The sequence below is a fragment of the Streptomyces silvae genome (assembly GCF_016745505.1).
GTDB lineage: Bacteria > Actinomycetota > Actinomycetes > Streptomycetales > Streptomycetaceae > Streptomyces > Streptomyces silvae.
Genome location: NZ_JAERUC010000097.1, coordinates 1 through 25,377 on the forward strand (window position 1 = coordinate 1; position 25,377 = coordinate 25,377).

Sequence of the window (25,377 nt, forward strand, 5' to 3'; positions counted from 1 at the left end):
GGGTGGCGACAAGTTCGATCTCGAAGTGATCAGTGTTCTCGAGGTACGCGGCGTGCTGGTGGGTGCCGCCGGCGTGAGGGTGCCGGTCAGGGAAGAGGAGGCTCCAGCCGGTGCTGAGTGCCTTCTCGGTGAGGGTTTCGACTTCGTCGGCGGTCGGGACGTGGAAGGCAAGGTGGTTGAGGCCGGGTGCGCAGCGGTCGTGTTGGTGGTGGGTGAGTGCTGGTGACTGTTCGAAGACGAGGTAGGTGTGGTCCAGGCGCCAGCTGCGTCCGTTGTTCCAGGTCTGGTGGAGGGTGTAGCCGAGGCTTTCGAGGAGCCAGCCCCATTCGGTGGTGGCGCGTGGGAGGTCGGGGACCCAGATTTCGACGTGGTGCAGGGTTCCCGCTGGGGGCGGCAAGGTGGGTTCGGTGGGGGGCATGGTGGCTTCCTGGGGGCCGTCGGCTGGGTGGAGTAGGCAGCCTATACCGGGCTATTGCCTCCTAATACGGGACCGCAGGATCAGTCATATATCTATTGAATCAAGACAGTTCACCTTTTACATGACTGGTACATGGTTTTCGGTGGTATGCCCTGCCTGTGCTGTTGGTTCAGCCTGGCACCGGCGGCCGGGGCCAGGCGCTGGCGGGGAGGGTGTGGTGTGGTGGCGGTCCTGCTGTGCGCGGTGGACCCGCCCGGGAGCCGCCTTGCGCTTGTACGGAAGTACGGGCCTTCCTCCTACCAGGGAGCCGGTGAGATCCGTTGCAGCACTGGTCCGGTCTCGGTGGTGGCGGGCAGCAACGGGCAAGTCTTCGTCACGTCGAGTGTGTCGGACTCGGTAGGCGTTATCGATCTGACCCGACACCGAACGCTGAACGGAATCAAGGTCGGCTGGGCTCCCAGCAGCCTTGCTCTCGTACCCAAGAGCGAATACCTGCTGGTGTGCAACGCGGGCGCCGACTCGGTCTCCGTCGTCGACATCAGAGGGGCCGTGGAAGCAGGCCGGGTGGCGGTGGGGCGCGAACCGCGTGAGGTCGTGATGGCATCGGGCAGCCAGGCGGCGTATGTATGCGAACAGGGAGCGGGATCGGTCTGTGCCCTCGACCTGACGTCTCTTCGGCCCGGCCGCCCGGACGCCGTGTCCGTGGCCTGGCGCACCTCGCTCGGCCCGCACGCTCAGCCCCGCGCGCTTCTGCCGACGAGTTCCGGGCCGGCGCTGGTGTTGTGCCGCACAACAGACCGGTTGCCGGTGATCGATCTCGCCTCGGGCCACGTGATGGCCGAAGTCGCCCTGCCCGGGCCGGGCGGCGCGAGCGGGGCGGTGGAACTCGAGGGCGGGTTCGCGCTCGTGACGCTGGAACGGCTCGGGGCGATCGCGGTGGTGGACCTCATGGAGTGGTCGGTGACCCGGCTGATCCCGGTGGGGCCCCGCCCCCGGGGAATCGTGGTCGATCCGGATGACCGAACCGTGTACTGCCCCCTTCCCCTGACGGGCGGCCTGGCGGTGATTCATCTCGACGGTGTCGACCTGTCCAACGAGGACGGCGTGCCGCAGTTCGAGAGTGTCCGGGTGGGCAGCGCCCCAAGAAGCCTCACGGTGGTCCGCTGCACAGATTCCGATTCCGGCGCCTGGCCCGCGCCTGCGTGTCTCCCCCCGCGCTGACGGAAAGGCGGAACTTCATGGCCGGCCCCACCCCTCCCGGCTCGCAGCCTCCGTCCGGCAGGCAGCCCGGACGCCGGGCGCTGTCCGCTCTTCTGGGGCCCACGCGTGCGGCAGTGCTGCTGATAGTGGCCCACCAGCCGGACAGCACAACCAACGAGCTCGCCGAGGGCATCGGGGTGTCCGCGGCCACCATCTCCCACCACACGGCAGTCCTGAGGAGTTCGGGACTGATCACGACTCGGCGCAGCGGGGGAAGCGTGCACCACTCCCTCGCTGTGCCGGGCGAGGTTTTGCTCAGCGGAGGCGGGGGCGCCGAGCCCTGCACCTGAACGAACCCGCGCGCGTGCCCGAAGGCGACACGACTGGCTCGGTGTGGCTGCTGGGATAGGGGTGATCGCTGATGCGGAGACGCATTCGTTTTCACTCCAAGGAGGACGCGCCGGGGGGTTTATTTTCTTTCTTTGGATTCTCTTTTCGGGGCGCGTGAACGGCCGACAGGAGGCTAGGGTTGTGCGCCGTTTTTGAGCAGGATCGAATAGCTTGCCACGGAGGCGAGGGCGGGAACAGACTGTTGCCGTTCTCCAGAGCGTGCCCGCCCCAGATCGGGCCCGCCTGAGCTAAGGGGGGTTATTTAATGCCTGTTCGGGACGCGGCAGAGCTGAATGCTGAGCAGTCTGCCGGAAATTCCGCCAAGGCGACAATTTCCCAGATGTTTTCCACTCCGGTGGCTCGGATTTCGTTTCCGCATGCGAGCGAAGTGGGTGTCCCTCTGGCGGAGAGGATCCTGGAGCGAACGGGGGCGCTGTCCAAGGACTTCGGGTACAAAACGGAGACAGCGGGCGAGTTGACCCAGTGGGGCGGTGAGCCGGCTGTGAGGCTGACCCGCTGGGTGTGCGCGGCGGCGGGCCGGTTTGTGGAGTCATTGACGGGCTTGTCGTTGTCCGAGGCGTTCGAGCGGTCCGCCGGCCTGGAGGGCGAGGGGCACGGCGGGGGCCGGCAGGTTCGGGTGGCGGCCAGCCGCAGCTGGGCCTCGGTGTACCGCTCCGGGGACCGGCACGAGCCCCACTTCCACCCCAACACGGCCCTTTCGGCGGTGTATTACGTGGCAGCACCCAACCTGTGCGAGCTCACTTTTCTGGACCCCAGGCCGAATGTGGACTATTTCGATTCCGGTATTTCACTGGCCGGCGACAGTCACCGCACCCGGGTTACCTGCAGGCCGGGTGAACTGGTTATCTTCCCAGGTTGGCTGCGGCATTCCGTTCCCGCTTTCCATGAAGAATCGACGCGCATCTCGATCGCCTGGAATCTGAACTACGCCCTTGACTGAAAAACTCTCGCCGAGCTTTCTGCCTGCCAGGAAATAAACCCCAAAAAAGGGAGCACCATGCGGAACATCCAGCTGTTCTCGACGGACACCGACGACGGGGTCGTCTCGGTCGTGGCCAAGACCGGCCCGGGCGAGCACCGGACCGTCACGCAGATCCCCGTCGGCAACGCCCCGCGCGGCGGGGTGAAGTTCACCAAGGACGGCCGCGGCTTCGTGTGCAACACGAGCCAGAACACCCTCTCCGAGATCGACGCGGTCACGCTCAAGGAAGTACGGCGCATCGAGGTCGGACACGGGCCGCGCGGCATGGGCATCGTGCCGGGCGAACGCTACCTGCTCGTGTCCAACTCGGGCTCGAACTCGGTGTCGGTCGTGGACCTCGAGCTGAACGTGGAGCTCCTCCAGATCCCGACCGGCCGCGACCCGCGCCACATGGGCATCACCGCCGACGGCCAAGTCGCCTACGTCTGCGTGTGGGGGGAGGGCTACGTCAGCAAGCTCGACATCAGCGCGCTCTCCGGCGCCGGCGGAAACCCGGAACAGGTCACCGAGCTGGCCCGTATCCTCGTCGACCGCGAGGCGCACCCCTACAGCCTGGCCATCGACCCGTCGGGGCGTCGCGTGTTCGTGGCCAACACGCAGGCGGACTACCTCACGGTCATCAGCGTCGAGACCGACGAGACGGTGCACATCCCGGTCGGCTCGCACGGCGGGCGGGCGGTGGCCTTCACCGACGACGGACGCTTCGCGCTGCTGACGGTGGAGAACACCAACAGCATCGTGGTCGTCGATGTGGAGAGCCTGGAGGTGACGCGGAGCATTCCGGTCGGCTCGGGGCCGCGGGGTCTCGTGGTCGACCCGGCAGACGAGACGGTCTACATCACGAACTTCGCCCGGGCCAACATGATGGTGGCCGGCCACCCCAACCACGCCCCGAACTCCTTGACGATGGTCGACCTGAAGTCGGCGCCGCTGGACCGGGACGAGGGCAACTTCGAGTACGAGGAGATCTTCGTCGGGTACGGGCCGTGCTCGGTGGTGCTGTTCGACCTCGACAGCCTGCCCGCGGATGAGCGTCAGCGCCGTCTGGAGCGCGCGGACATCCAGGCCTGATCCCCGCTCGGGGGCCGGAGACCGCCCTCGCGGTCCCCGGCCCCCTTTTCGCCCGTTCAGTCCACCTGCACATGCACGTGCATGTGCCCCTCTCGTTTTCCTGCCCTCGTACGAAAGCAGAGCCTCGTGGCCGATGTGATGTTCCGTTCGCTCCAGCCGTGGGCGGTGGTGCCGGACAAGAGCCGGGTCGACCGGGCCAAGGCGCGCGAGGAGCGCGACGCCTACGCGCAGTCGTTTCGCTACCTGCGCGTCCCGCGCCTTCCCGCCGACTGCCCGCCGTGGGTTCTGGGCCAGGAGCTGGGATGGAGCATCCACTCGCCTATCTCGGTCACGATGAACCCCCTGGACGACCTGGGTGTCGCCGTTCCCGCCGAGGAGAACATCCAGAAAGTCGGCCACCGGCTGGGCCGGGCAGGCCTGTGGCAGCGCGGCGAGGACTGGCTGGCGACCAGGGACACCGACTGGCTGCACCTGGGCGACTACCGCGGCCAAGAAGGCGGCTGGGAAGGCATGTTCGTCCCCAACGGCCACGGCACGGTGGAATGGAGGCTGGGCTGGTCCGCCCGCGTCCCGGAGCACACGTTCCTCATGGTCATGCCGCTGCCGCTGGACGGCCTTGAAGTACCGCTGGGCGTGATCGCCGCGAAGACCGTGAACGCCATGACGTCCCGGGGCGGGATGAGTATCGCCGTGCGCCCCACACGCCCCGTCACCCTGCACCGCGGCCAAGTCGTCGCCCGCCTGGTCCTGCTCCACGCCGACACTCTGCGCGCCACCGCCACCCACACCACCGGCCCTGAACCGGAAACCGAGCCCGGGCCAGAAGCCACCACCGGCACGAACGAAGCGACAGGGACGGGAGCCTGATGACCAAGACCCTCGCTGTGCTCGGGCGCCGGCCCGTCGGCCCGCTCCTCGCTCTCGCCTTCACCGCCCGCACCACCGCCGCGGCCCTGCCCATCGCTCTGCTCCTCGCGCTGGCGGACCGCTACGGCTACGCCCGCGCCGCCTTGGTCGGCGGCAGCACCACCCTCGTCCTGGCCCTCATGGTTCCGCTGCGCGGCCGCCTCCTGGACCGGGCCGGACACCGGCACGCACTCCCGGTCATGGGCGCCTGCGCCATGATCCTGACCGCGACGGCAGCCATCAGCGTCGCCGCCCGCTGGCCTTGGTGGACCACCCTCCTTCTCGTCCTCGCAGCGAACATGAGCAGCCCGCCGCTGAACGCGGCGCTGCGTTCCTCCTGGCGCCGCCTGGTCACCAGCCCGCAGGACCTGAAAGCCGTGCACTCGGCCGACAGCATCCTGGAGGAAGCCGGCTTCGTCGCCGCCCCGCTCACCGCCGGAGCCCTGATCGCCTTCCTCGGCCCCGTCACCGCCTACCAGACCGCGGCCGCCACGCTCGTGCTGGTAATCGCCCTCTACCTGACCGCTGCCCGCGCCTACGGGCTCACCCTCACCAAGGCCCCTGCCGCACCGGTGCGAACCGGGACGGCAGAGCGTGCGCACCGGTGGCTGGGGCCACTCGCCCAGCCCCGCATCCTGATGATCATGCTTCCGCTGCTCGTCATGGGCTGCCTCTTCGGCGGGATGGGCATCTACGTGCCCGCCTACAGCCAGCACGAGCACGCCACGGCCCTCATCGGCCCTCTGCTCGCAGCGACATCCGCCGGCGGCGTCATCGGCGGCCTCCTCTACGCCGTCCTCCCCACCCACCGCATCCCCCTGTGGACCCTCTACCGGTTGCTGACCGCAGGGTTCGCCCTCCCCGGCTGCTTCCTTCTCCTCGCCCGGCCCCCCTGGGCTCTGGGCGCCCTCCTGCTCCTGTCCGGCCTCTTCGTCACCCCGCTGTTCATCAGCGCCTTCCTCCTGGTCGACGCGCACGCCACCGACGACGTCCGCACCGAGGCCAACACCTGGATCGGCGCCAGCACCGACGTCTCCAACGGCATCACCGCCACCGTCATCGGCGCCCTCGCCGCCCAACAGCACTTCACCACCGCGCTCACCGTCCTCACCGGCTGCGCCGCCTTCGGCCTACTGACCGCCGCACTCCTGCCCACCCCCGCCACACCCACCGGACCACCACCCGCCACCGAAGCCGTCACGCCCGCGGCGCAGGCCGGCGACGTACGGGCCGGCGCATGAACCCACCAACGCCAGCCGCCATCGACCTTTCGCCTGCCGAGGCACGGCGCCTGGCCATCGCCGCGAGCGGCATCCACCCCCGTCTCCCGCAGCCGACTGTGGAGGGCGTACTCGACCGGCTACGTATCGTCCAGCTCGACTCCATCAACGCCCTGGCCCGGGCCCACCAGCTCACCTTCACCAGCCGCCTTCCCCACACCACCACGGCCGCGGTCGATGCCGACCTGCACATCGCACCCCCACCAGTGGCTTTCGAGTACCCCGCCCATGCCCACGCCCTGGTCCCGCTCAACGACTGGCCCCTCTGGGCCTTCCGCCGCCGCGCATCGCGCCGCCGACCCGAATACCCCCCGCCCGCCGAACGCGACCGCATCCTCCACCTGATCCGCGAGCACGGCCCCCTCACCCAGCGCGAACTGCGCCCGGCCGGCGAGAAGGCAAGCGGTGGCTGGTCATGGGCGCCGGTCAAACAAGCAGTCGAGTTCATGCTGTGGGCCGGCGACCTCATCTGCGTCCGCCGAACCCCAAGCTGGCAGCGGATCATCGACCTCCCCGAACGGCACCTCCCCGCCCATCTGCACACCGACAGGCAGACCGACGACGACTGCCTCACCGCCCTGCTCACCCACGCCGGGCGTGCTCTAGGCATCGCCACCGCCAGCGACCTCGCCGACTACCTCCGCATCCCTACCCGCACCGCTACCCAGCACATCCCGCACACGCCGCTCCGCCCCGCCGCCGTCCCTGGCTGGTCCAAGCCCACCTGGGTTCACCCTGACGCCCTCATCGGGACCGGCCCGCCCGGAGAGCAAGCCGTGTTCCTCAGCCCCTTCGACAACCTGATCTGGAACCGGCTCCGCACCCAGCGCCTCTTCGGCTTCATCCACGCCCTGGAGGCATACAAAGCCGCCCACCAGCGCATCCACGGCTACTACGTCTGCCCCCTTCTGGCCCACGACCAGCTCATCGCCCGCGCAGACCTTGCCCGCACCGGACAGACCCTCACCATTCAGCGCCTGACCATGGAGCCCGACGCACCGCCCGAAACACCCCACCTACTCAACGAGGCGTACGCGCGCATGGCCACCGCAGTCGGTGCTTCTGACGGTGAACCACTGCCCAGCTCTGCAACGGAGCTGGGCACTGCAGACCGACGGGGCACCACTGCCCGTCGCGGACCGTGTCGCTGAGCGAGAAACGCTCGCCCACGCCCCAGGGGGCCACCCGGCCGTGGCGACGAAAGGATGCTGATGCCGGGGGCAGTATGACTTACCAGCCACCAGGGTGAGGTCACGGTCTTCCGGCCGTCCTGCACAGGCGCATTGCCGGTACAAGAGCACCATGATCACCAATATTGCGCGGGGCCTCGCCACCGCTGCCCTCACCCTCGTGCCATTGCTCGCTGCCGCCCCGGCCCAGGCTGCCGAGATCACCACGCTTGCCGACGGCGTCCAGGCGCTTCCGCTCGCCGCCGAGTCCCGCACCGGTTACCAGCGCTCGTCGTTCAAGCACTGGGTCGACGCCGACAAGGACTCCTGCAACACCCGCATGGAGGTCCTGATCGCCGAATCGCGGATCGCGCCCACCGTCGAAGCCGGCTGCAAGGTGACGGCGGGGGAGTGGTACTCGTACTACGACGGGCTCACCCTCACCGCGCCCGGCGGCCTGGACATCGACCACATGGTCCCCCTCGCCGAGGCATGGGACTCCGGTGCCTCGCAGTGGACGCCGGCCCGACGTGAGGCCTACGCCAATGACCTGGACGCCGAGCGTTCCCTGGTTGCCGTCACCGCGAAGACCAACCGCAGCAAGGCCGACCAGGACCCCGCCACCTGGCTCCCGCCGCTCGCCGACGCCCGCTGTACGTACGCAGCCGACTGGGTCGCCACCAAGTTGCGCTGGGGCCTGACCGTCGACCAGCCCGAAGCCGAAGCCCTCACCACCCTTGCTGAGACCTGCGGCAACCAGCCGCTCGCGTACGAAGTCGTAGCTGATGCCGGGAAGTAGACGTCCACTGCGTTCGAAGAGGTTCTGAGCGAGGCTGGCCCTCGTCCTGAGGGGCGGGCGGTCAGGGTGTGTTGCCCTCCCAGACCCATGGGCCGGCGGGACGGCTGAAGGTGGGTGCGTACGAGGTCCGCCCGCCCGGACCGTATGCGTCGGGCGGGGTGATCAGGTAGGCGCCGGCCGTGCGTTCCTCGGCTGTGAGGCCGGTGCCGTCCAGGAGCTGCCCGCCCAGCGGCCCGCCGTCCAGCGCCACGTACTCCTGACCCGGATGAGCGGCGTAAGGAGCGGTGCCGTCGTAGCCACCCCCGCAGTAGATCCGGGGCCGTGTGTGCTCAGCAGTCATCCGCTCAGACTGCCAGACCCAAGCGGGGGCCCGGCGGGAACAGGGTGGCGGCCGGGCCCCTGATCTTCACGGAACTCCCGATCACAGCCCTGCCGGTGCTACGTGGCGAGCGCGTCCTCGACGGTGGGGAAGATCCGCAGGACGGTGTCAGCGCCGACGACGCCGAAGAGCCGGATGACGGCGGGGGAGGGGGCAGCGATGCGTAGGTCGGCCTCGCTGTGGGTGCTCAGGACCAGCCTGAGGAACATGGAGTCGCCGAAGGTGATGCCGCTGGCGTCCAGGACGATGCTGTCGTGCTGGGCGAGGGCGGTCTCGATCTCAACCGCCAGAGGGTTGATGGATTCCATGTCGAGCTCGCCGGTAGGGGCGACGACAGGCAGCGTCGAGGGCCGCCGGGGAAGGGTGGGTTCATCAGCTGTCATGCGGCAATTGTTGTCTAGTGGTCTACGGGTCCTGGCGGCCACCCCCCGGATCTGTGGCAGGTCAGTGGGGCGGACCCTTGCGCGGCGGCCCTACTGGCCTGCCGTGCTCGTGTTGTCCCCCATAACCACCGCCCCGTGATCCCGCGACACTCGGAACGCCGGCGGCCTCACCCTCTCGGCCGTTCCAGAAGAGCGAGTGAGGACCTCCAGGGCCAGGGCGGGCGCATCGCGCGGCCCGGGAGGGTGAGGGTGAAAGGGGGTAACGTCGAACGCCCCGCAGTGACACGTGCGGGGCGTTCGGAGAGCGAGCAGGCCACGGGGGTAGATCTGCATCGCCTTGATCTAGGTAACGAGGGGTCGGGGGGCCGGTTACGGGCACGGTGAGGTGGCGAGGAGCGATCGCCGGTCCGGCATGCCGGCCGATGCGTGCGGGCTGGTCGCTCTCACGGGTGAGACCTCGGCCTCTCCGGTGCCCTGATGGGGTGGGTGACGTTGGGTAGGGCATGCGAAAGATCATGTGCTTTGCGGTATCTGTGATGGCTCTGGGGTGTCTGGGACAGGCGCCCGCGCGCGCCAGTGGAACCGCTGACGACGGGCCGGTCGGTATCGGCGTCATCGGGGAAGGTCTCAGGGTGCGGGAGGTCCGGGCGACCCTGACGGCCTGGGAGGCCGGTGCGCAGGCCCGGGTCAGCCTCTGGCAGGGTGGTAGCTGGGTCCGGATGGTGCGGGGGTGGAAGTACACCGACTCCAAAGAGGCCGGCGGCCACCGGTTCGAGTACACGGCGTGGAAGATCGACAAGAGTTTCCCGCATCGCTCGAAGGTGTGCTTGGAGTTCAAGGGCCACGACCGGATGCCGTGCGTGACGATCAAGCGCTGAGGACCGTACGCACGACGACGGCGCCCGCCCCTGGTGGATCTGGGACGGGCGCCGTCGTGCTGTAGTCAGACAGGCGCCGCGCTGGGGCGGGGGGTTGGTGCTGCGACGCCCGGAAGCGGTTGGGGGTACCTCCAGGAGCCGCAGCGGGTCGGCGCTAAGCGGCTGGCTGGCTGAGCGCTGACCGCGAGATCAAACCGGTGGACCAGTCCCGCGTAGAGAGCAGGCACCAGCGGGACCTGTCCAGCCGCAGCATCACCGTGCGCGGCGTCTGGGACCGCGCCGTCGACGCCTGGATGAACGACGACGTCGACGAACTCGATGCCGTCTGGGGCGACATCATCGAGGACCTCGGATCCGAGTACGACGCGTACAGCAACGTCTCCTCGATCTGCTGGGCCGCCTGAGACCAGCGAAACGCCCCGTCCCCGGCATTGGAGCTGCCGGGGACGGGGCGTCTTCGCGTCGTAGCCTGCGGCTACGCAGCCGCGTACGTGTGCGCGCGCCCGCCCCGCCACTCCACCCACTCCGGCTGGTCCAGCAGCTGCTCCGCGTCCGGCAGCCCGGCCCGCCGCAGGAACTCCACGACGTCGTGATCCTCGTAGGCGAGTCCGGCGATCTGCCCGCGGATGGTGACCCGCCGGCCGCCGGTCGGGGAGGGGCGGTGGATGACTATCGGCGCGCTCACCTCTCCAGGGTGCGACTCCACGCCGGTCCCGGCACGCCAGGCGCGCTGGCGGCTCGGTCGCATTCGAGTGCACCCGCGCACGGGGCGGCGTGCCGTTCGCATCCGATATTCGAACACGCGTAGCATTGTAGGGTGCCGAGGACTGCCCCCGCTTTCGCCTTCCCTCAGGACCTCCGCGACGCTCAGCTCGCTCTCCTGGAGACCCGTGCCGCGTACGAGGAGTACGCCAGGAATCTGCCGTGGTCGGCCGAGCCGATGCCCGGGTGGGAGGGCCCCAAGCAGCTGCACTCCGAGTACCGGTCGCGGAAGGGCGAGAGCCCCGGCTACACCGAGGAGCAGCAGGCCGAGATCGCCCGGTTCCGGTCCGAGCTGCTGGATCTGTCGAGAGCTGTGACGACGCACCGGTTCTAGGGAAGCCTCGAAGTCGGGGACCTGGTCGCGGCCCGCATGGCGCTGAAGCACGCCCACGAGCCGGCCGAGGCGTAGCCGTGTCCGAGCCGGACCACCGGGAGCCGACCCCGCTGGAGAAGAACCAGGCTGTGGCCGAGTGGCTGGAGTTCCAGCTGCGGCAGGTGAGGAAGCGGATCCGGGAGCTCCAGGTCCAGGATGAGCAGGAGCGCCGGCGGCGCGCGGCCGCGTATGCCGCGCAGCGGTGGAAGATCCAGCCGCAGCGCTCCAACGCCACGGCCCTGCTGCACCGTGGGAACTGCACCCTGTACCCGACGGATGCCGGGTACATCAGCCGTGAGGACGCGATGGTCGCGTTGGCCGAGCCGGACATCCAGCCGTGCGAGATCTGCTGGCCGGACACCGGACTGCTGAGCTGAGCCGACGGTCTGCTCCCAGCTCCCTACGCAGTCAAGGCGCCGCTGCCCCCATGCGCAATCTGCGCAACCGGTCCCGCTGACCTGTCGTGGTGAGCCCGGGGCGACGGCGCCTTGACACCCAGATTGGGGCCGGGTGAGCAGCGGTCCGCCCTCACGAGGACTACCACGTGAACACCTGACCCCCTGTCACCGTGGGTAGCGCTCTGGGACGATGAGGCTGTTTCAGTCCTCTGACCAGCCGGAGTTCCTCGTCGTGATCACGCCGCGCCATGCCCTGATCAGCACCACCCTGCTCGCCGTCTGCCTCACCGCGTGCAACCCCGCCGCGACCACCGACCCCGACGACAAGCCCGCCAGTCCTACAGCGTCCGCCACAGGGGCGGCCGTGCCTGGCGCCCCTGCCGGCGGCAGCGGGACCCCGCTCAGCGACGCGGTCGCGCTGCTTCCCCTCGGGGAGGAGAGCCGGACCGGGTACGAGCGCGACTCCTTCCACCACTGGATCGACGAGGACGGCGACGGCTGCGACACCCGCCGCGAGGTGCTCCTGGCCGAAGCCGTCACGAAGCCCGAGCAAGGAGACCGGTGCGCGATCACCGGCGGGTCCTGGTCCTCGTTCTACGACGAGGTGGAGGTCAGCGACGCCAAGAAGCTGGACATCGACCACATGGTCCCCCTGGCCGAGGCGTGGGACTCCGGGGCCTCTGAGTGGACCGCGGACCGCCGTGAGCAGTACGCCAACGACCTCGGCAGCGAGCGGAGCCTGGTCGCGGTGACCGCCAAGTCGAACCGGTCCAAGAGCGACAAGGATCCCGCCCAGTGGCTCCCGCCGACCGCGGCAGCCCAGTGCACCTACGCCTCCGACTGGGTCGCCACCAAGCTCCGCTGGAAGCTCACCATCGACACGAAGGAGCAGACCGCGCTGGAGAAGCTCGCCGGCGACTGCCCGGACACCGTGGTGGAGTACGAAGTCGCCCCGTAACAACACGAAAGTCAGGGCGGGTCAACGAGGCGCCCGAGTCCGCTACGCTCGGTTCTCCGAGCAGTTCTCGGACCCGTGCACAGCGCGGACCGCAGGATCCTGGAGCCCAGCGGCCCGGGAGGTTTTAAAAAAACCTCTTCGGATGACGTCATGACGTCGAAACGTCGCAGTTGACACGTGAGTAATACCCCCACCGAAGAGGTTCGTACCTCTCGCAAGGGGCCCCTGCTATCAGGGCCCCGTGGACCTAAGGGCCTCGGTGAACCTGTACATCTCTCCGGTGAACGCACTGATCTTCGCGCTCGCCTGCTTCGTCTATCGCCGTACGAACAACCAGCAGCCCACCGCGGGCACCACCACGAACGGCAACCCGATAGAGGCTCTGGCCGCAGGCGGTGTTGCGCTGGCGATGCTCGCATTCCTCTTTGGCGTGGGTGATAGCCACGCACGCGAGAAGAGGGCGTCCCGAATGGGCTCGCCCTCTTCCCCCACCTCACGCAGTCCATTTCGACGCTCGGCCAGCAGGCCGTGCCAACCACTCACCCTATGACCGACCACTTCTGGGTGCTGCGTTTCGGCCTCGGTGGCGTACGAGGCCTGGCCAGTTCCAGTGCCGGGCGCCTCCCGGAGTCGCGGCCTGCGGCGGGGCGTCGTACACAGGGAAGATGAGCGAGAACCAGACGTGGCATCCGGGCGAGATCGTGCCGGAGAGCGGGATCTACGAGTGCGACTGCGGCGCGGGCCACCACTGGAGTACCGACGTGAAGGGGCACCGCTTCCCGCCTCTCCCGGAGGGCTGCTCCGGGGCTGCGTGGAGACTCCAGACGGACGCGCACCCCGACTCCTGACACCAGGCACCAGACCGACCTGGAGGGAGCCCAGTGTGGCCCTGAGGCCGCCTGTGGAGCCGATGCTCGCGCAGGCCCGCGCGACCCTCCCACCACTCGGCCCCGGCCGGATGGCGGCCCAGCCCAAGTTCGACGGCTTCCGGGCACTGCTCTACACCCCGCTCCGTACGGGCGACCCGGTGCTGTTGCAGATCCGGCGCGTCCAGGGCCTGGCGCTCGGCGGCACCGAGGACCCTGACGTGCGGGCTGTCCCGCAGGACCTTCCACGCGTCCGCGGCGGCCTGCCGGGCGGCGACCCGGGCGTCGGCACCCTCGCGCCACGCGGCTGCCCGGTCCGCCTCTGCCTGCTTCGTCAGCTGGGTGTGCTCCTTGCGGGAGGTGCCCGCCATGCGCAGCGCGAAGCGGCTCTTGCCGTCAGCGGCTCCGAGGACCCGAAGGTGTTCGTCGGCGGTCGCGGCGACCTCGGCGGCAGCCTGCTCCCGGGCCTGCTCAATCCGGGCGGCGGCCAGGTGCTCGTCCGCCTGGTCCAGCAGCACGTAGATGGCGCCACCTCGATCTGGCCCAGGCTGGTGTCGGCGGCCTCCGTCTCGGCGATCTCCTGGAGCAGCGCCTTCTCGGATTCCTCGGCGGCGGCCGCGGCCCGGTCCTCGCGCCGGGCGCCGACGGGCCCGGTCGCGATGAGCTTGGTCACCTCCTGGTCGGTGTGGCCGCCGTACGGGCGCCGATTCCATGCCCGCGTCCCGGCCAGCTCCCGTTCCTCGCGCATCTCGACCAGGCGCCGCTTCTGCTCGATAAAGCTACCGGGCCGACGTCCTGTTTGCGATGCTCCGCGACGGCACCTTCTACGAATCTCGGCCGACGGCCGTAGTCACCTGACCTGCTGGTCTGCGAGAGGACGACTCGCTCGGCCTCGATATCGAAGCCGAGCACCGGGTGGCCATAGTTGCCCTCCGGGTCCATCAGCACCGGCTTGCCCAACCGCCGCCCGATCTCCCGGAGGAAGCCGCAGAACACATCCAGTCGCTCCTGGCCCTGCAACTCCCGCAGGTCGACGTCGAAGTCGATCTCGTCATCGGCATAGAACCGGAAAATCGCCAGCACACCGGCAACCGGCCAGACCCGCAGATCGGGGCACTCGGCATCCGCCGGTCGGGACAGCACGGCCTCTGCCCTGGGCACCGAAAGCACCGACTCTCCCTCGGAGTACTGGCACTTCCAGCCCATTTCCACGACAAGATCGAGGTCCGCCTGCCAGTGCTCCACCGAGGCATCCGGGACACGAACATCCGGCAACGACCCCATCAAGTCAGGGTCGAAGAAGCACTTCACGTCATCCCACAGCAGATCAGCCACCCCGCCATGCTTCCTGGCTCACCGACCCGACGCACCCCCGTTTCCCTTGACAGATGCGGGCCTCACGCCGGCTCCCCACGCCGCTTCGCCTGCACCTTGAGCCACGGATTCTCCGCTCTGGACTGCGCGCGGTCCAGGTACTCCCGCTTCACGACGGCAGAGCCCGGTTTCCACCTGCCCTGCTTCGTCGGGTCCCCGCCGGCCTCCGCGATGACCTGGGCCCCGCCGCGGCGTAGCCCGTGGGCGGTGATCTGCTGCCAGTTCCTGGCGCCGGCCTTGTGGGCGCGGCTGCGGACCCAGTCGTTGATGGCGTCCCCGCTGACGTAGTCCCCGCGTTCCTTCGCGACGGCCCGGTTCTGGAGGGTGCCGCGGGAGGTCAGGGCCCGGAAGAACGCGCCTTCGCGGACGCCGAGGTGGTGGAGGGCGGTGAGCCAGTCCCGTACGGCTGCGACGGGGTCCAGGAGCGGGTCGTCCTCGGCGGGGATGTCGGTGTGCTCGCCCTTGGCCTCCTGGTCGGTCTTGGAGGACCGGATGTGCAGGGTGACGAAGTCGTCGTCGACCGCGACGTCGGCGATCGACAGATCGGCGAGCTCGATCCTGCGGTTGAGGGCGCCCCGGCCGAGGAGCAGCATGCACCGGTCGCGACGCCCCGCGATGGTCCGCAGATCGCACGTGGCGACCATGGCCCGCAGGAGCTCGTCCGTGATCGGCGGCGCCTTCCGCACCGCGGTGCGCTTCGCCCATGTCTTCCTGTACTCGTTCAGCATGCCCCGGGCCTGCTTCGTGCCGGGCTTCTGGTCCTCGGGCATCCAGGTGCGGATCGCGGACATGGCGGCGTTGATGGCGTTCGGGGAGCGCCCCAGCTCGATGAGGTGGGCGACGTACTCGACGTAGGTGGCGGTGGTGCACGGCCGGGCGACACGGTCTTCCTCGGAGCACCAGGCGGCGAACTTGTTGCGCTGGGACTGGTAGTTGGCGCTGGTGTTCCTCGGCGCGGACTGGTTCTCCAGGCGCTCGGCGGTCTGCTCGGAGACGTACAGGTCCCGCTCGGTGTACGTGGGCTGGTCGGCCTCGGTGGGGAGCCCCTGGCCGGGATAGAGGATGGTGTGCCGGTCGACCACCGGGCGGGCCGCCGGACGCGGCTGGATCGGAGCGGGGAGGTGGCCCTCCTCCACCAGCTCCGCGTCCACCACCTCCGCGCCGGCCTCGTGCTCCATCACGCTGTCACCTGCTCCTGGTCTGCTGCCCACTTCGCCAGTGCGCCGAAGTCGTCCGGCAGGAGGCCCAGGCGCGGGTCCACCCGATGCAGAAGCGCCGGAGCACAGTGGTTCTTACGGACCCACTCCCGGTCTTCCGGGCCCAGCTCATCGTCCACCCAGGCGAAGGGGCGCCCCTTGGCGTACGCGACCAACGCCCGTGTATTCCAGTGCAGTCGGCCATTCTGCTGCGGCGTCATGACGGGCCAGTCGACGAAGGGAAGCGTGGGTAAGCCGAGGTGCGGACCGATCCAGTCGTTCGCCTCGCTCTTCCACGTCGTCGCCCATACGAGCTCGTAGGGCAACGCCAAGAGGTCAGCGCCGTGGTCATGGTTGAGCCAGACCCGCAGGGGCTCGTCCCACGGGTTCTCCCACCCGGTCGGTCGCATGCGGTGGGTACTGTACCCCGCCGGCCGCCTCTGCGGTCCGGCAGCGTACGGATTCAGAGGACCGTCCACATCGAGCAGGAGCAGCGGACGCCTGTCCCCCTCGTTCCCCATGAGCCCTCCCAGCGAAGCAGCCACGTACAAGGGAAATTATAGGTGGGTGATTGCGAGATGAGTTCGCCGGACACTGTGCCAGGGGCGCATTCTGCAGGTCGAGTTGCGGAACGTGATCAGCTGCTCGGTTCTGCTGTGGGAGCGATTCCGAGGATGAGCCCGCATTCGCGACCGGGAGGACTTGTGACTGAGCATGGACGCCCGGTGCTTCGTCGAACTGTTTTGTTCCGGACTATCTGCCAGAGATGGGGTGTGGGGGCGGGGGTGGGCGGCGTCGGGCGCTCGGCGCTTTGGCCCGCCCGTGCCGCCCGTTCCGCCCTCTGGGCGGGCCAGTCGCCCACGTGTTGGTGCGGGTGTGGTCACCGGGGCGGTGTGGGGGTCGGCTGCCCGGCTCGTACTGGGCCGGCGCAGGGGTCGTGCCGGGCAGCCGGAGGGGGCGTGCGTCAGTTCGTCGAGGGGTTGACGGTGAGGGTGGCCGTGTTGTTCGTCAGGTCGGGGTCGAAGGTGCGGACGGCGGGTTCGTAGGCGTCGTTGTAGATGGCGGCGCGGGCGGTGGCGTTCGGGATGACCTCGTCGATGTGGAGGGTGAAGGGGAAGGTGTGGGTGGCGGGCTTGCCGGATTCGGTGAGGTAGATGGGGGTGTTGCAGCGGTAGCGGGTCTCGGACTGGGACCAGCAGGCGTCGGGGGCGGAGGCGACCGAGGTGCCGGCGGGGATGCCGATGTCGACGGTCGCGGCGGGTTCGCCCGCGCCGAGGGAGGCGACCCAGGCGGGGCCCGCGTTGTGGACGGTGACGGCGGCGGGGACGGTGTCACCGGCCGCGCCGGAGACGGTGGAGGCGGTCAGCCGGTAGTCGGCCTGGTTGACGGTCTTCACCGTGAAGCTGCGGTACGGCTGGAGCTCGTCGGAGGGGGCGGCGGCCTGGGTGAGGTTCAGCTCCGGGCCGGCCCCCGGGGTGAAGGCGCGGCCGGCGCGGGCCTCGGCGAGCGCCTGCTCGGAGTAGGGCTGCGCCGAATAGTCGACGCGGTCGAAGAGGGCCATGTCCTTGGTGCGGAACTTCAGCGGGAGGGAGTGGTACGAGCCGGGGGTCGTCCGCTCGTCCAGGACGCAGAGGAACGTACGGCCGGTGACGGCGTTCGTGGACTCGCAGTTGGAGGGGACGGACATGCCGAGGCGGATGCCGCGGGAGGTGAAGACGGTGAGCAGGGTGCGGTCGGCGGTGCGGTTGCCCTGGTTGCCGAGGACGACGGAGGAGTCGAAGGGCTGGTCGGGTGCCATGCCGCTGCGGTACTCGGCCTGGGTGAGGCCGAGCGCGGGGCCGTCGTTGACGGCGACGTAGGTCTCGCCCGGGTAGGCGTTCATGCCGCCGGCCTGGGCGGTGTAGCGGACGTAGCCGTCGTTGCCGTCGGTGGCGCCCGGCTTGGTGGTCAGGCCGATCCGCGCGGCGGGGGCGTTGGCGCCGCCGGGGAGTTCGGGGGTGGTGCAGACGGCGCTGGTCTCGTTCTCCGGGCGGCAGTTCGCGGGCCAGGTGACCTCGGCGAACGAGGCGACTCCGGAGGCGTCGACGGTGAGCGTGCCTGCCGGGACGGTGGTCGTCGTGTTGTCGTGGCTGATCTGCACGGTCAGCGACTGCGACGGTGCGGGGGAGCCGTCCTCGGACGGGCCCGCGAGGGTGATCTCGTACGGGTCGGACCAGAGCCACAGGGCGTCGGAGGCGGCCGCGGCGGGGGCCGCGGCCGGGCCGGTGACGGCGGCGAGCGCGCCGAGTGCGGCGGCGGAGGCGATGAGCGTCTTCTTCACGGGCAAGACAGGGGAGATCCGCGGATGGTTGTACGGGGGAGGAGGGCCGGTTTCAGTCCGCCGGGTCGGCCGTGCGGTCGTCGAGGATGCCCGAGCGGGCGATGAGGTAGCCGAGTTGATCGTGGCGAACACCAACGACGGGCTCGCCTCCGCGCGGGCGCGCGGCCGGGTCGGCGGGCGCCGCCCCAAGCTGACTCCGGACCAGGCCGAACTGGCCCAGCAGCTCTACGACGCTCGCGAGAAGACCGTCCAGCAGATTGCCGACATGTTCAACGTCCCCCGCTCCACGGTCTACGGACACCTCGACAAGACCAAGACCGTGCCCCGCCAGCCGAAGAAGACCGCTGCGGCGAAGCCCTGAAAGCTACCGGCGGGTTACTTGTCACTTGGTTCGCCGCTCGTTAACGACACCCCGACCGGGTCCGGGCCGTGGCCTGTCGAACAGTGAGCCGCTCCGTCACGGGCGGGACAGCAGCAGCGCGCCGGGGCGCAGCGGTGCGCCGAAGACCTGCAGGACGAGGTTGCGGTGGGCGGAGTGCAGAGTGCGTACGGCGGCCCGGGTCAGTCCGGGCTTGGGCGGTTCCTCGTCGCCGCGGGGGCGGCCGGGCTTGGTGGGGATCCAGAGGTAGCCGGGGTCGGTGCCTTCGAGCTGCTGGGTGATGCCGGCGCGGACCTTGAGCCAGCGGCGCAGGATGTCGGCGGTGTTCTTGTCGAGCGGGTGGGGGCCGGTGTCCAGGCGGATCTGGGGGAAGGGCCGGTGCTCGAGGCCGACGTCGGTGACGTCCAGACGGTGGAGGTCGGGGACGGAGCGTCCGGTCGCGGCGACGAGGGCGGCCACTGCGGCGGTGCGGATCGCGGTTGCGGCGTTGGAGCCGACGGGGCGCTTCACTGCGAGGGTACGCAGCAGCTTCTGGGACTCCTCGGGGTCGAGCCAGTCGCCGTGGTCGGCCGGGGGCATCTCCAGGCGCAGGGGAAGGCTGAGGTGTTCGGCGAAGGAGTTCCAGGTCTGGATGCGGGTGCGCTGGGTGTTGCCGGCCGCCGCGGCGGCCGGGCCGGTGAGCGTGTTGCGGCTGCGGGTCCGGCCGGTGGCCGCAGCCGCGAGCCACGCTTCGGCGCGGGTGAGGTCCATGAGCTCGCCGACGGGGAGCGCTGTGGTCTGCTGCTCGCCGAGCGCGTGCTCCAGGTACTCGTTGAGGAAGTGGGCGCGCAGCCGTCGAGTCTCGTACGCGTACCCGCGGGCTTCGAGCGCTTCGAGGAAGTGGCCGATCGCGGTGGAGGCGTCAGCCGTGCGGGTGCGGTTGGGGGGCATGCGCCCCAGCGTACGGATCCTGATTCCAATGTTCTGGATAACAGCAAGAAGCTACGCTAAACCTCCTTCCCCTTCTGCTGCAGCTTTCGTAGAGGTCCGTGTCGAACCGAATCGCAACATCCCGGTCCGGTACGGTCATCACGCCCCACCCTGCTCCTCGGAACGGGCGCCTGGCCCGCCAGGGATGGGCTCATGCTTCTTGCTGTTATCTCGGCGTTGGTCGGCGCCCGCGGGGAAGTCCGTCAGCAGCTTGCCTGGTCGGCCGGCGCCCTGTGATGGTGTCGTAGCGCGACAAGACCGCTCCACGGAGCGGGCCCCGGCGAGGATTCCGGGCGACTCTGCAGTTCTGGGCGGGCTGGAGCCGATGACAGCTGGCAGTGGGTTCAGCTACATCGCTCCTGGCCTGCAACGCCCCCACCCGGCATTGGGTGTTCCGCTGGAGTCTCACGTCAGAAAAATCGAGCGGTGTCGCCCCGGTTCGCGTCGCAGCTCATGTGAACGGTGTGCCGGAAGCGAGCGCGTCCTCGGGGAGCAGTCGAACCGGGGTTGGCTCACCGCGACCACCGCACCGGCGCCCAGGTACACAGGCCCACGCGTGAGAGGGCGCCCCCTCGGGCCCTCTCACCGCGGGGCGCTTCTCCCCCGACAGCGCCCCGCGGTGAAGGCCACGTGTGGGTCGCCCATCATCCGGATATCACCGTCTTTCTGATAATCCGCATGTCCTGCTGACATCATGTCCCGACGGGTTCGGCAGCAGACACACATGCAGCCTTCCGCGCGCGAGGGGGCATTGGTGGCAGACGAGACGTCGGCGATGGTGGATGTCGGTGCGTTACTACGGTCGCGGCTGCCGCTTGCCGAGCGGAAGGCCGCTCGGCGCGCGCTTCTCGATCCCGAACAGCCGGCTCTCGCCTTCGTCCGGACATGCGTAGCCGCCGAGGACATCGGCGTGCTGCGAAAGCTGCGTGACCAGCAGACCCAGGTGCACGAGCTCCTGGCCCCCAGGGCGGCTACGGCCACGTGCGTCCGCGCGTTGGAGGGTGTGGGTCCCTTTCCCAAGGACGAACCGGCCGCTGCCCAGGCCCTGAGGGCGTCCGCCGCCATGGCTCTCGCGCTGGTGGACGACGCCGAGTGCGCCGCGGAGCAGTTACGCACCGGCCTCCTGTGGCTGCGGCACTGCCAGGCGCACCTCCCATTCGCGAGCACGGCTGAGGGCTCGGGCGAGGCATACACCGCCCTGCTCGACCGCGCCGCCCCCGGGCACGCGGCCCGAATACGCAGGCTTCTGGCGGAGCTGGCGACAGACGAACGGGATCTCGCTCTGTCCGTGCTGCTGTCGTCGCTGACGCTGGACGGCGCCCTGCCTGAGCCTCGGCGAACAGCCGAGGTGAACGTCTTGTTCAACAGCGTCAGCGAAGGTGCTCGGGCGACTCTCTCGGTGTCCGTCCTGCCCGAGGGGCCGTCAGCGCTGGTGCCGGACCCGAGAACGATGTCGGGATTCCGTGGCGACTCCGATTTCAGGGGTTCTCTCCGTGATGCCTGGACCGCGGCCGGGGGTGACGTCGGCGGGACGTTGCTGTGGTCTCTCACCAGCCCGGACGGCGTCGTGGGAATGGTGGCCGACCGCTCGCTGGGCTGTGCCTTCGCCGTGCTCATCGGGGAGGCGAAACGGCAGGCGGGGAGACGGTCCCGACTGCCCAGGGTAAGGCGGCTCAACCCACGCACCGCGCTGGTCGGAGCACTCGACGGGACACCGGCCGGCAAGCTCGACGGAGTCGACGGCTACGACCGCAAGCTGAGGGCGGCGGACAACGGTCAGAACGTGGTCGTCCCGACGATGGACAGGAAAGCGGCGCAGGATGCGTGGCAGGGCGATGTGTCCGCCCGCCTGCTCGACGCCTCCACCGTCCGGGAAGCGGCCAAAATGGCCAGCACCGTCGACGGCCCGGGCCTGCTGCGCTGGGGCCGGATCCTCCTCGCCCTGGTCACGGTGGTCGCGACGGTGCTCGGCGGCGTGGCCTACGTGAAGTCGAAGGCGGGCGACGAGGAAGCGAACAAGGCCCTCGCGGCCGATCTCGCCGCGGAGGCCCTGTCCCTCCGGCAGACCGATCCCCGCCTGGCAGGTCTGCTCGGTCTCGCCGGCAACCGGGTCCGACCGGACACTCCCCGGGCCGTGCAGGCGATGCGGGACGTGCTGGAGACGAACACAGGGGTCCGACTCTCGTGGCAGGCGAGTCCCGTAGAGGTGGACAGCGTCGCCGTGGACGACGAACACGGCCGGGTGTACACCACCGGGGACGACCCGTACGTCAAGTCCTGGGACCTGCGCAGCGGCAAAGCGCTGGGGAAGGTCTCCGGGCAGGTCGGGGGGCTTGTTCTCAACGACGCCAGCGGTCTGCTCGCCGCCCGTGACCGCATGTCCGTCCGACTGTATGAGGCGCTGGACGACGTCCCCGTGCCTCTGGGCCCGCTCGATGCCCCCACGTGTGCCGGATCGGACAGCCGGCCGGTGGCCACCGCCTTCACCCAGAGCGGAGTCCGCCTCGTCGAGGTGCGGGATGACGGGACGATGACGCAGTACGACACCACGACCCGGGCAGAGACCGACTGTCGGCGCCTGGACGCGATGGGGAATCTGGGTATGCCGGGCGGCCGCCGTGTCGTGGTGGACGCGGCCGTCTCCCTCAGCCCCGGCGCACGTCCCGACCGCGAACCTCCGGAGGAGCGGGTGGTTCTCCTGCTGACGAACAACCGTGTGCTCTCGGTCGGTCTCGACCGTCACAAGGCCGCCGTGGAGATCGAGGAAGGCGACGTCCAGGGCACCGCCTCCCGGATCGGGGCGAACGACGAGCTCATCGTGCTGGCCACCTCCGGCGGTGTCCAAGCCTGGGACCGCGCCCGGCGCCGGCAACTCAGCTTCCCCGTCGGAGGACTGGCGGACACGCCCCATGCCATGGTGGAGCACAGCGGAAGCGTGGTGATCGCCTCGGATGCCGGAACCGTCCTTGTGCCGCTCGGGACGGGCAACGACGCCGCGAGCAGCCGCGGACTGGAACGGCCTCGCGGCGGCCCTGCGAACGCGGCTGCGGTAGGAGCCGGTTTCACGGTGGTGGCGGCAGGCCGCGGCGGGCGCGTCAATGTCCTCGGATACGGCTCCGGACCGCTCGGCCGCGCCACAGCGCCGGCTTCCAGTGCAGCGGCATTCGGTACGGACGGCCAGCTTCTGCTCACGTCCTTCTCGGAAAGCACGTCCGATGGGCTGTACACGGTCCAGCCGCAGACTCAGGACGGTACGTCCGGCGCCGACACGTCCGACTGGCCGCATGTCACGGACTATCGGTCCCAAGGCTCCTACGTCAACGACGTGGACATGAGCTCCGCGTACGTCGCCGCCTCAGGGCAGTACGAGGGGCGGGGCACAGTCTTCGTATGGCGCAGGGACGGCACCTGGCTACGTAGTCTCAGGCCGTCCGGCATCGACGAGAGCGACCTCCCTCCGGCCGAACGCGTCGTCACCGCGGTGCGGTTCGTGCCGGAAGCGGACCTGCTGATCGCACGGCACGTCACCGGTCCGGTCACGATGTGGTCCACCCGGACATGGAAGCAGCTTGAGACGGTGACGCTCGCGGCGGGCATCGGCTTGGAGGTGCACGGCACCCGGGCTGTCGCCCTGGAACGACCGGGGGAAGCCGGTGCGCGACTCGTCGAGATCGACCTGACCGAACCGGATCCCGGCATCGTCCGGACATCGCCCGCGCGGGGCGTCTACCGCTTCGACTGGAGCCACGACGGCTCACGCATCGCGCTGCTCGTCCGGGGGAACACCGTGCGCTATCTGGACTCCGGACTTCGGAAGACCGGCTCCCCGCTGCGGCTGCCCGGTGGAACCACCTCGGCGACGGCGGTGGCGCTCTCCCCGGACGGCAGCCGTACAGCCACCGGGTTCGCCGACCAGGTCCTCGTCCATGACACCGCCACCGGGCTCCAAGCCATGCCCGCCCTGCCCCGGACCGGGGACGGGGACGTCATCAAACTGTCCTGGTCGCCGGACGACCGGACGCTCGGCGCCGTCACCCGGTCGTTCCGGACCGACAACGCCGCCGGCCCGCTGAATCTGTGGAGGGTGGGCGGCATCGACTGGAACCGCAGCATCTGCCGATGGACCGGCGGCGAGGGGCTCAGCATCGAGGAGTGGGACGAACACATCGGCGACCGCCATCCATACATCGACCTGTGCGCCGAGGAGAAGTGACCGAACCATGCGCCCTTTGCCGCGTATCGCAGCAGTCCGCTCTCTGACCACCCTCCTCCTGCTCGCCGTCGCGGTCTCCGCATGCTCGACCGGCTCCGACGGCGGGCCCGCGCCAGGCCCCGCCGGGGCGAGCGCCTCCAAGGCAGGCGACCGGGGGCGGCCTGTGCTCGCCTTCGTCCAGCCGCAACGCCGGACGGTGATGTTGGCTGACGCCACCGGCCTCGTCTGGAAGGCCGCCGGCACGGGACGACAGGTGCCGACCGAGCTCGCCTGGTCCCCCGACGGCCGGCGCCTTGCCTGGACCGACCCGGCGGATGGCGGCACCACCGGACGATTGCACGTACTCGACGTCACCACCGGGAAGAAGGTTTCCCATCCGTGTCCCTGCCATGGGATCGGTTTCCTCGGAGGGGACGCCGTCAGCCTCGCGAGCGACGGCAGTGCATTGCTGACCTTCTCCACAGCGGGCGCCCCGCAGCGCCTGCCCCTGACGCGCAGCAAGGGGCCGTACGCCCAACTCGCCACAGGTGGCTCCGACGACGTCACCGTGTTCACGCCGCTCCCCGAGGGACCCGGCGTCTTCCGTGGCCAAGGCACGCTGGACGCCGTCGACCGTCAGGGGAGGATCCGTCCGCTCCTGCCGGCGAAAAGCCCTTCCACCCTCGCCCAGGCCTGGCGGGCGCCGGACGGCAAGGCCGTCGCCTGGGCCAACTCGGACAGCGGCGGCGCCTGCTGGACGACCTCCACACTGTTCAGTCACACCGGCGCTGCCGCCCGGCCGCAACGCCTGCTGCCGGGCGACTCCGCATTCCGGCAGGCCCTGATCGGCGACCAGAGGGCGATCACCTCCGCCGCCTGGGCCGGCAAGGGTGTGACCGTCACCTACGCCGGCCTCGAGAGCTGCCAGGCCCCGTATCCGGGGCGAGCGGTCTCCTACTACGTCAGGGACGGGAAGTGGACGTTCCTCGGCAACGGCCTGCTCGGCATCGCCCTCGGCGCCGACGGGCGCACAGCGCGGCTGCGCGGCGGCAAAGACGCGGTGGATGCCACCCAGGCCCGCACCGGCACCCTCGGCCTCACCTCCGCCGGCCGGGAACACGAGCTGGCGGAGGGGGTCTCCTCGTTCCTGTTCACACCTGCGGAGAGCGCCGCGGCGAAGGCTCCGGCGGCGGTGGCTCAGCCGTCGGCCGCGACCGTGGTCACGACCGACGACCACGGCAAACCGTTGCCAGGCCCCGTGCTCGAACTCGCCCGCCGGATCGAGGACGCCGCGGACCACGGCGATGTCGACGCGCTCGTCCGGCTCTGTGATTCCTGCCGGGAAGATGTACTGGAGTGGGTTCGTCGCGAGGAGGCACCGGCGGACATTCTCAAGGCGATCCGCATGCATCCGGGACGCAACGGCCCGCAAGGGATGCTCTACCCCGGACTGTCGTTCTGCGTGGACGAGCCGGGCCAGGACGCCACCTGCACTCCGCAGCACCTGCGGGACGTGGCACTTCTCGGTCTGAAAGCCGGCCGCGACATGGACTTCGGCGGGTCCACGTACACTCCCGCACCGGCCGGGGCCGTGCCGTTGACCATCGCCGTCGAGAGGAACGGAGCGGCCCGATGGACCGGACTGGCAGCAGGATGACCGCCTCCGCAGGAGGCTACGGCCCGCCCGTCCCGGCGTCGTGCCGCAGGGCTGCCG

25 protein-coding genes and 1 pseudogene are annotated in these 25,377 nt (G+C 69.7%); 16 read left to right on the forward strand and 10 right to left on the reverse strand.

Features of this window, described 5'->3' with window-relative positions; genetic code table 11:
• On the reverse strand, positions 1–418 hold a 418-nt coding region (locus JKV81_RS14820), incomplete at its 3' end, for a VOC family protein (protein WP_202076335.1).
• Between the two features lie 345 nt (positions 419–763).
• On the opposite strand from JKV81_RS14820, the gene JKV81_RS14825 reads away from it, so the two are divergent.
• From JKV81_RS14825 to JKV81_RS14860, 8 genes are all read left to right on the forward strand, one after another.
• Entirely contained in the window at positions 764–1,639 is an 876-nt protein-coding gene (locus JKV81_RS14825) for a YncE family protein (protein WP_202076336.1), read from the forward strand.
• Between the two features lie 17 nt (positions 1,640–1,656).
• Positions 1,657–1,968 (forward strand): ArsR/SmtB family transcription factor, encoded by a 312-nt coding sequence (locus JKV81_RS14830; RefSeq protein WP_147982271.1) that lies wholly within the window; start codon positions 1,657–1,659, stop codon positions 1,966–1,968.
• A gap of 305 nt (positions 1,969–2,273) precedes the next feature.
• Positions 2,274–2,969, forward strand: coding sequence for a TIGR02466 family protein (locus JKV81_RS14835; protein ID WP_202076337.1), 696 nt, complete (start codon positions 2,274–2,276; stop codon positions 2,967–2,969).
• A gap of 57 nt (positions 2,970–3,026) precedes the next feature.
• The gene (locus JKV81_RS14840; protein WP_202076338.1) at positions 3,027–4,082 is read left to right on the forward strand and encodes a YncE family protein; all 1,056 of its coding nucleotides are present in this window, start codon (positions 3,027–3,029) and stop codon (positions 4,080–4,082) included.
• Between the two features lie 126 nt (positions 4,083–4,208).
• Entirely contained in the window at positions 4,209–4,949 is a 741-nt protein-coding gene (locus JKV81_RS14845; protein WP_202076339.1) for a hypothetical protein, read from the forward strand.
• Positions 4,949–6,229 carry an MFS transporter gene (locus tag JKV81_RS14850; protein ID WP_202076340.1) on the forward strand — a complete coding sequence of 427 codons (1,281 nt, stop codon included), beginning with the start codon at positions 4,949–4,951 and terminating at the stop codon, positions 6,227–6,229. Before JKV81_RS14845 ends, JKV81_RS14850 begins: the two co-directional genes overlap by 1 nt.
• Positions 6,226–7,419, forward strand: coding sequence for a winged helix-turn-helix domain-containing protein (locus JKV81_RS14855; RefSeq protein WP_202076341.1), 1,194 nt, complete (start codon positions 6,226–6,228; stop codon positions 7,417–7,419). Before JKV81_RS14850 ends, JKV81_RS14855 begins: the two co-directional genes overlap by 4 nt.
• Before the next feature lie 151 nt (positions 7,420–7,570).
• Positions 7,571–8,236: an HNH endonuclease family protein gene (locus tag JKV81_RS14860; RefSeq protein WP_202076342.1), complete on the forward strand. Its 666-nt coding sequence runs from the start codon at positions 7,571–7,573 to the stop codon at positions 8,234–8,236.
• 61 nt (positions 8,237–8,297) lie between these two features.
• Here the strand turns inward: JKV81_RS14860 and JKV81_RS14865 are convergent, their stop codons facing one another.
• Together JKV81_RS14865 and JKV81_RS14870 are read right to left on the reverse strand one after the other, a co-directional pair.
• Positions 8,298–8,576 carry a hypothetical protein gene (locus JKV81_RS14865; protein WP_202076343.1) on the reverse strand — a complete coding sequence of 93 codons (279 nt, stop codon included), beginning with the start codon at positions 8,574–8,576 and terminating at the stop codon, positions 8,298–8,300.
• Between the two features lie 98 nt (positions 8,577–8,674).
• Positions 8,675–8,998, reverse strand: coding sequence for an STAS domain-containing protein (locus JKV81_RS14870; protein ID WP_202076344.1), 324 nt, complete (start codon positions 8,996–8,998; stop codon positions 8,675–8,677).
• Between the two features lie 503 nt (positions 8,999–9,501).
• On the opposite strand from JKV81_RS14870, the gene JKV81_RS14875 reads away from it, so the two are divergent.
• Together JKV81_RS14875 and JKV81_RS14880 are read left to right on the forward strand one after the other, a co-directional pair.
• A complete protein-coding gene (locus JKV81_RS14875) occupies positions 9,502–9,876 on the forward strand; it encodes a hypothetical protein (protein WP_202076345.1) in 375 nt (124 codons plus the stop codon).
• 197 nt (positions 9,877–10,073) lie between these two features.
• Positions 10,074–10,280 carry a hypothetical protein gene (locus JKV81_RS14880; RefSeq protein ID WP_236056683.1) on the forward strand — a complete coding sequence of 69 codons (207 nt, stop codon included), beginning with the start codon at positions 10,074–10,076 and terminating at the stop codon, positions 10,278–10,280.
• Between the two features lie 71 nt (positions 10,281–10,351).
• Here the strand turns inward: JKV81_RS14880 and JKV81_RS14885 are convergent, their stop codons facing one another.
• Positions 10,352–10,561: a hypothetical protein gene (locus JKV81_RS14885; protein WP_202076346.1), complete on the reverse strand. Its 210-nt coding sequence runs from the start codon at positions 10,559–10,561 to the stop codon at positions 10,352–10,354.
• Between the two features lie 132 nt (positions 10,562–10,693).
• On the opposite strand from JKV81_RS14885, the gene JKV81_RS14890 reads away from it, so the two are divergent.
• The 3 genes from JKV81_RS14890 to JKV81_RS14900 all read left to right on the forward strand — a co-directional run bounded on the left by JKV81_RS14890 (position 10,694) and on the right by JKV81_RS14900 (position 12,367).
• Complete coding sequence (locus JKV81_RS14890) at positions 10,694–10,972, forward strand: DUF8825 domain-containing protein (RefSeq protein ID WP_236056686.1); 279 nt, start codon at positions 10,694–10,696, stop codon at positions 10,970–10,972.
• 77 nt (positions 10,973–11,049) lie between these two features.
• The gene (locus JKV81_RS14895) at positions 11,050–11,388 is read left to right on the forward strand and encodes a DUF6233 domain-containing protein (protein WP_202076347.1); all 339 of its coding nucleotides are present in this window, start codon (positions 11,050–11,052) and stop codon (positions 11,386–11,388) included.
• A gap of 211 nt (positions 11,389–11,599) precedes the next feature.
• Positions 11,600–12,367 carry an HNH endonuclease family protein gene (locus tag JKV81_RS14900; RefSeq protein ID WP_202076348.1) on the forward strand — a complete coding sequence of 256 codons (768 nt, stop codon included), beginning with the start codon at positions 11,600–11,602 and terminating at the stop codon, positions 12,365–12,367.
• A 718-nt stretch (positions 12,368–13,085) separates the two neighbouring features.
• Here JKV81_RS14900 and JKV81_RS14905 read toward each other — a convergent pair.
• From JKV81_RS14905 to JKV81_RS36540, 5 genes and pseudogenes are all read right to left on the reverse strand, one after another.
• A complete protein-coding gene (locus JKV81_RS14905; protein ID WP_202076349.1) occupies positions 13,086–13,751 on the reverse strand; it encodes a hypothetical protein in 666 nt (221 codons plus the stop codon).
• Between the two features lie 355 nt (positions 13,752–14,106).
• Positions 14,107–14,568 (reverse strand): annotated as a pseudogene (locus JKV81_RS14910) (hypothetical protein); the annotation flags it as partial.
• A gap of 62 nt (positions 14,569–14,630) precedes the next feature.
• Positions 14,631–15,785: a site-specific integrase gene (locus JKV81_RS14915; RefSeq protein WP_202076358.1), complete on the reverse strand. Its 1,155-nt coding sequence runs from the start codon at positions 15,783–15,785 to the stop codon at positions 14,631–14,633.
• Entirely contained in the window at positions 15,785–16,324 is a 540-nt protein-coding gene (locus JKV81_RS14920) for an HAD domain-containing protein (RefSeq protein ID WP_202076350.1), read from the reverse strand. Before JKV81_RS14920 ends, JKV81_RS14915 begins: the two co-directional genes overlap by 1 nt.
• Before the next feature lie 443 nt (positions 16,325–16,767).
• Positions 16,768–18,123 carry a hypothetical protein gene (locus JKV81_RS36540; RefSeq protein ID WP_307820542.1) on the reverse strand — a complete coding sequence of 452 codons (1,356 nt, stop codon included), beginning with the start codon at positions 18,121–18,123 and terminating at the stop codon, positions 16,768–16,770.
• A gap of 121 nt (positions 18,124–18,244) precedes the next feature.
• On the opposite strand from JKV81_RS36540, the gene JKV81_RS36705 reads away from it, so the two are divergent.
• Complete coding sequence (locus JKV81_RS36705; protein ID WP_307820543.1) at positions 18,245–18,484, forward strand: helix-turn-helix domain-containing protein; 240 nt, start codon at positions 18,245–18,247, stop codon at positions 18,482–18,484.
• A gap of 96 nt (positions 18,485–18,580) precedes the next feature.
• On the opposite strand, the gene JKV81_RS14935 is transcribed toward JKV81_RS36705, so the two are convergent.
• Complete coding sequence (locus JKV81_RS14935) at positions 18,581–19,432, reverse strand: hypothetical protein (RefSeq protein WP_202076351.1); 852 nt, start codon at positions 19,430–19,432, stop codon at positions 18,581–18,583.
• A gap of 793 nt (positions 19,433–20,225) precedes the next feature.
• Between JKV81_RS14935 and JKV81_RS14940 the strand changes: the two genes are divergently transcribed.
• Both JKV81_RS14940 and JKV81_RS14945 read left to right on the forward strand, forming a co-directional pair.
• Entirely contained in the window at positions 20,226–23,684 is a 3,459-nt protein-coding gene (locus JKV81_RS14940; RefSeq protein WP_202076352.1) for a WD40 repeat domain-containing protein, read from the forward strand.
• A gap of 16 nt (positions 23,685–23,700) precedes the next feature.
• Entirely contained in the window at positions 23,701–25,320 is a 1,620-nt protein-coding gene (locus JKV81_RS14945; protein ID WP_202076353.1) for a hypothetical protein, read from the forward strand.
• Positions 25,321–25,377 lie beyond the last annotated feature (57 nt).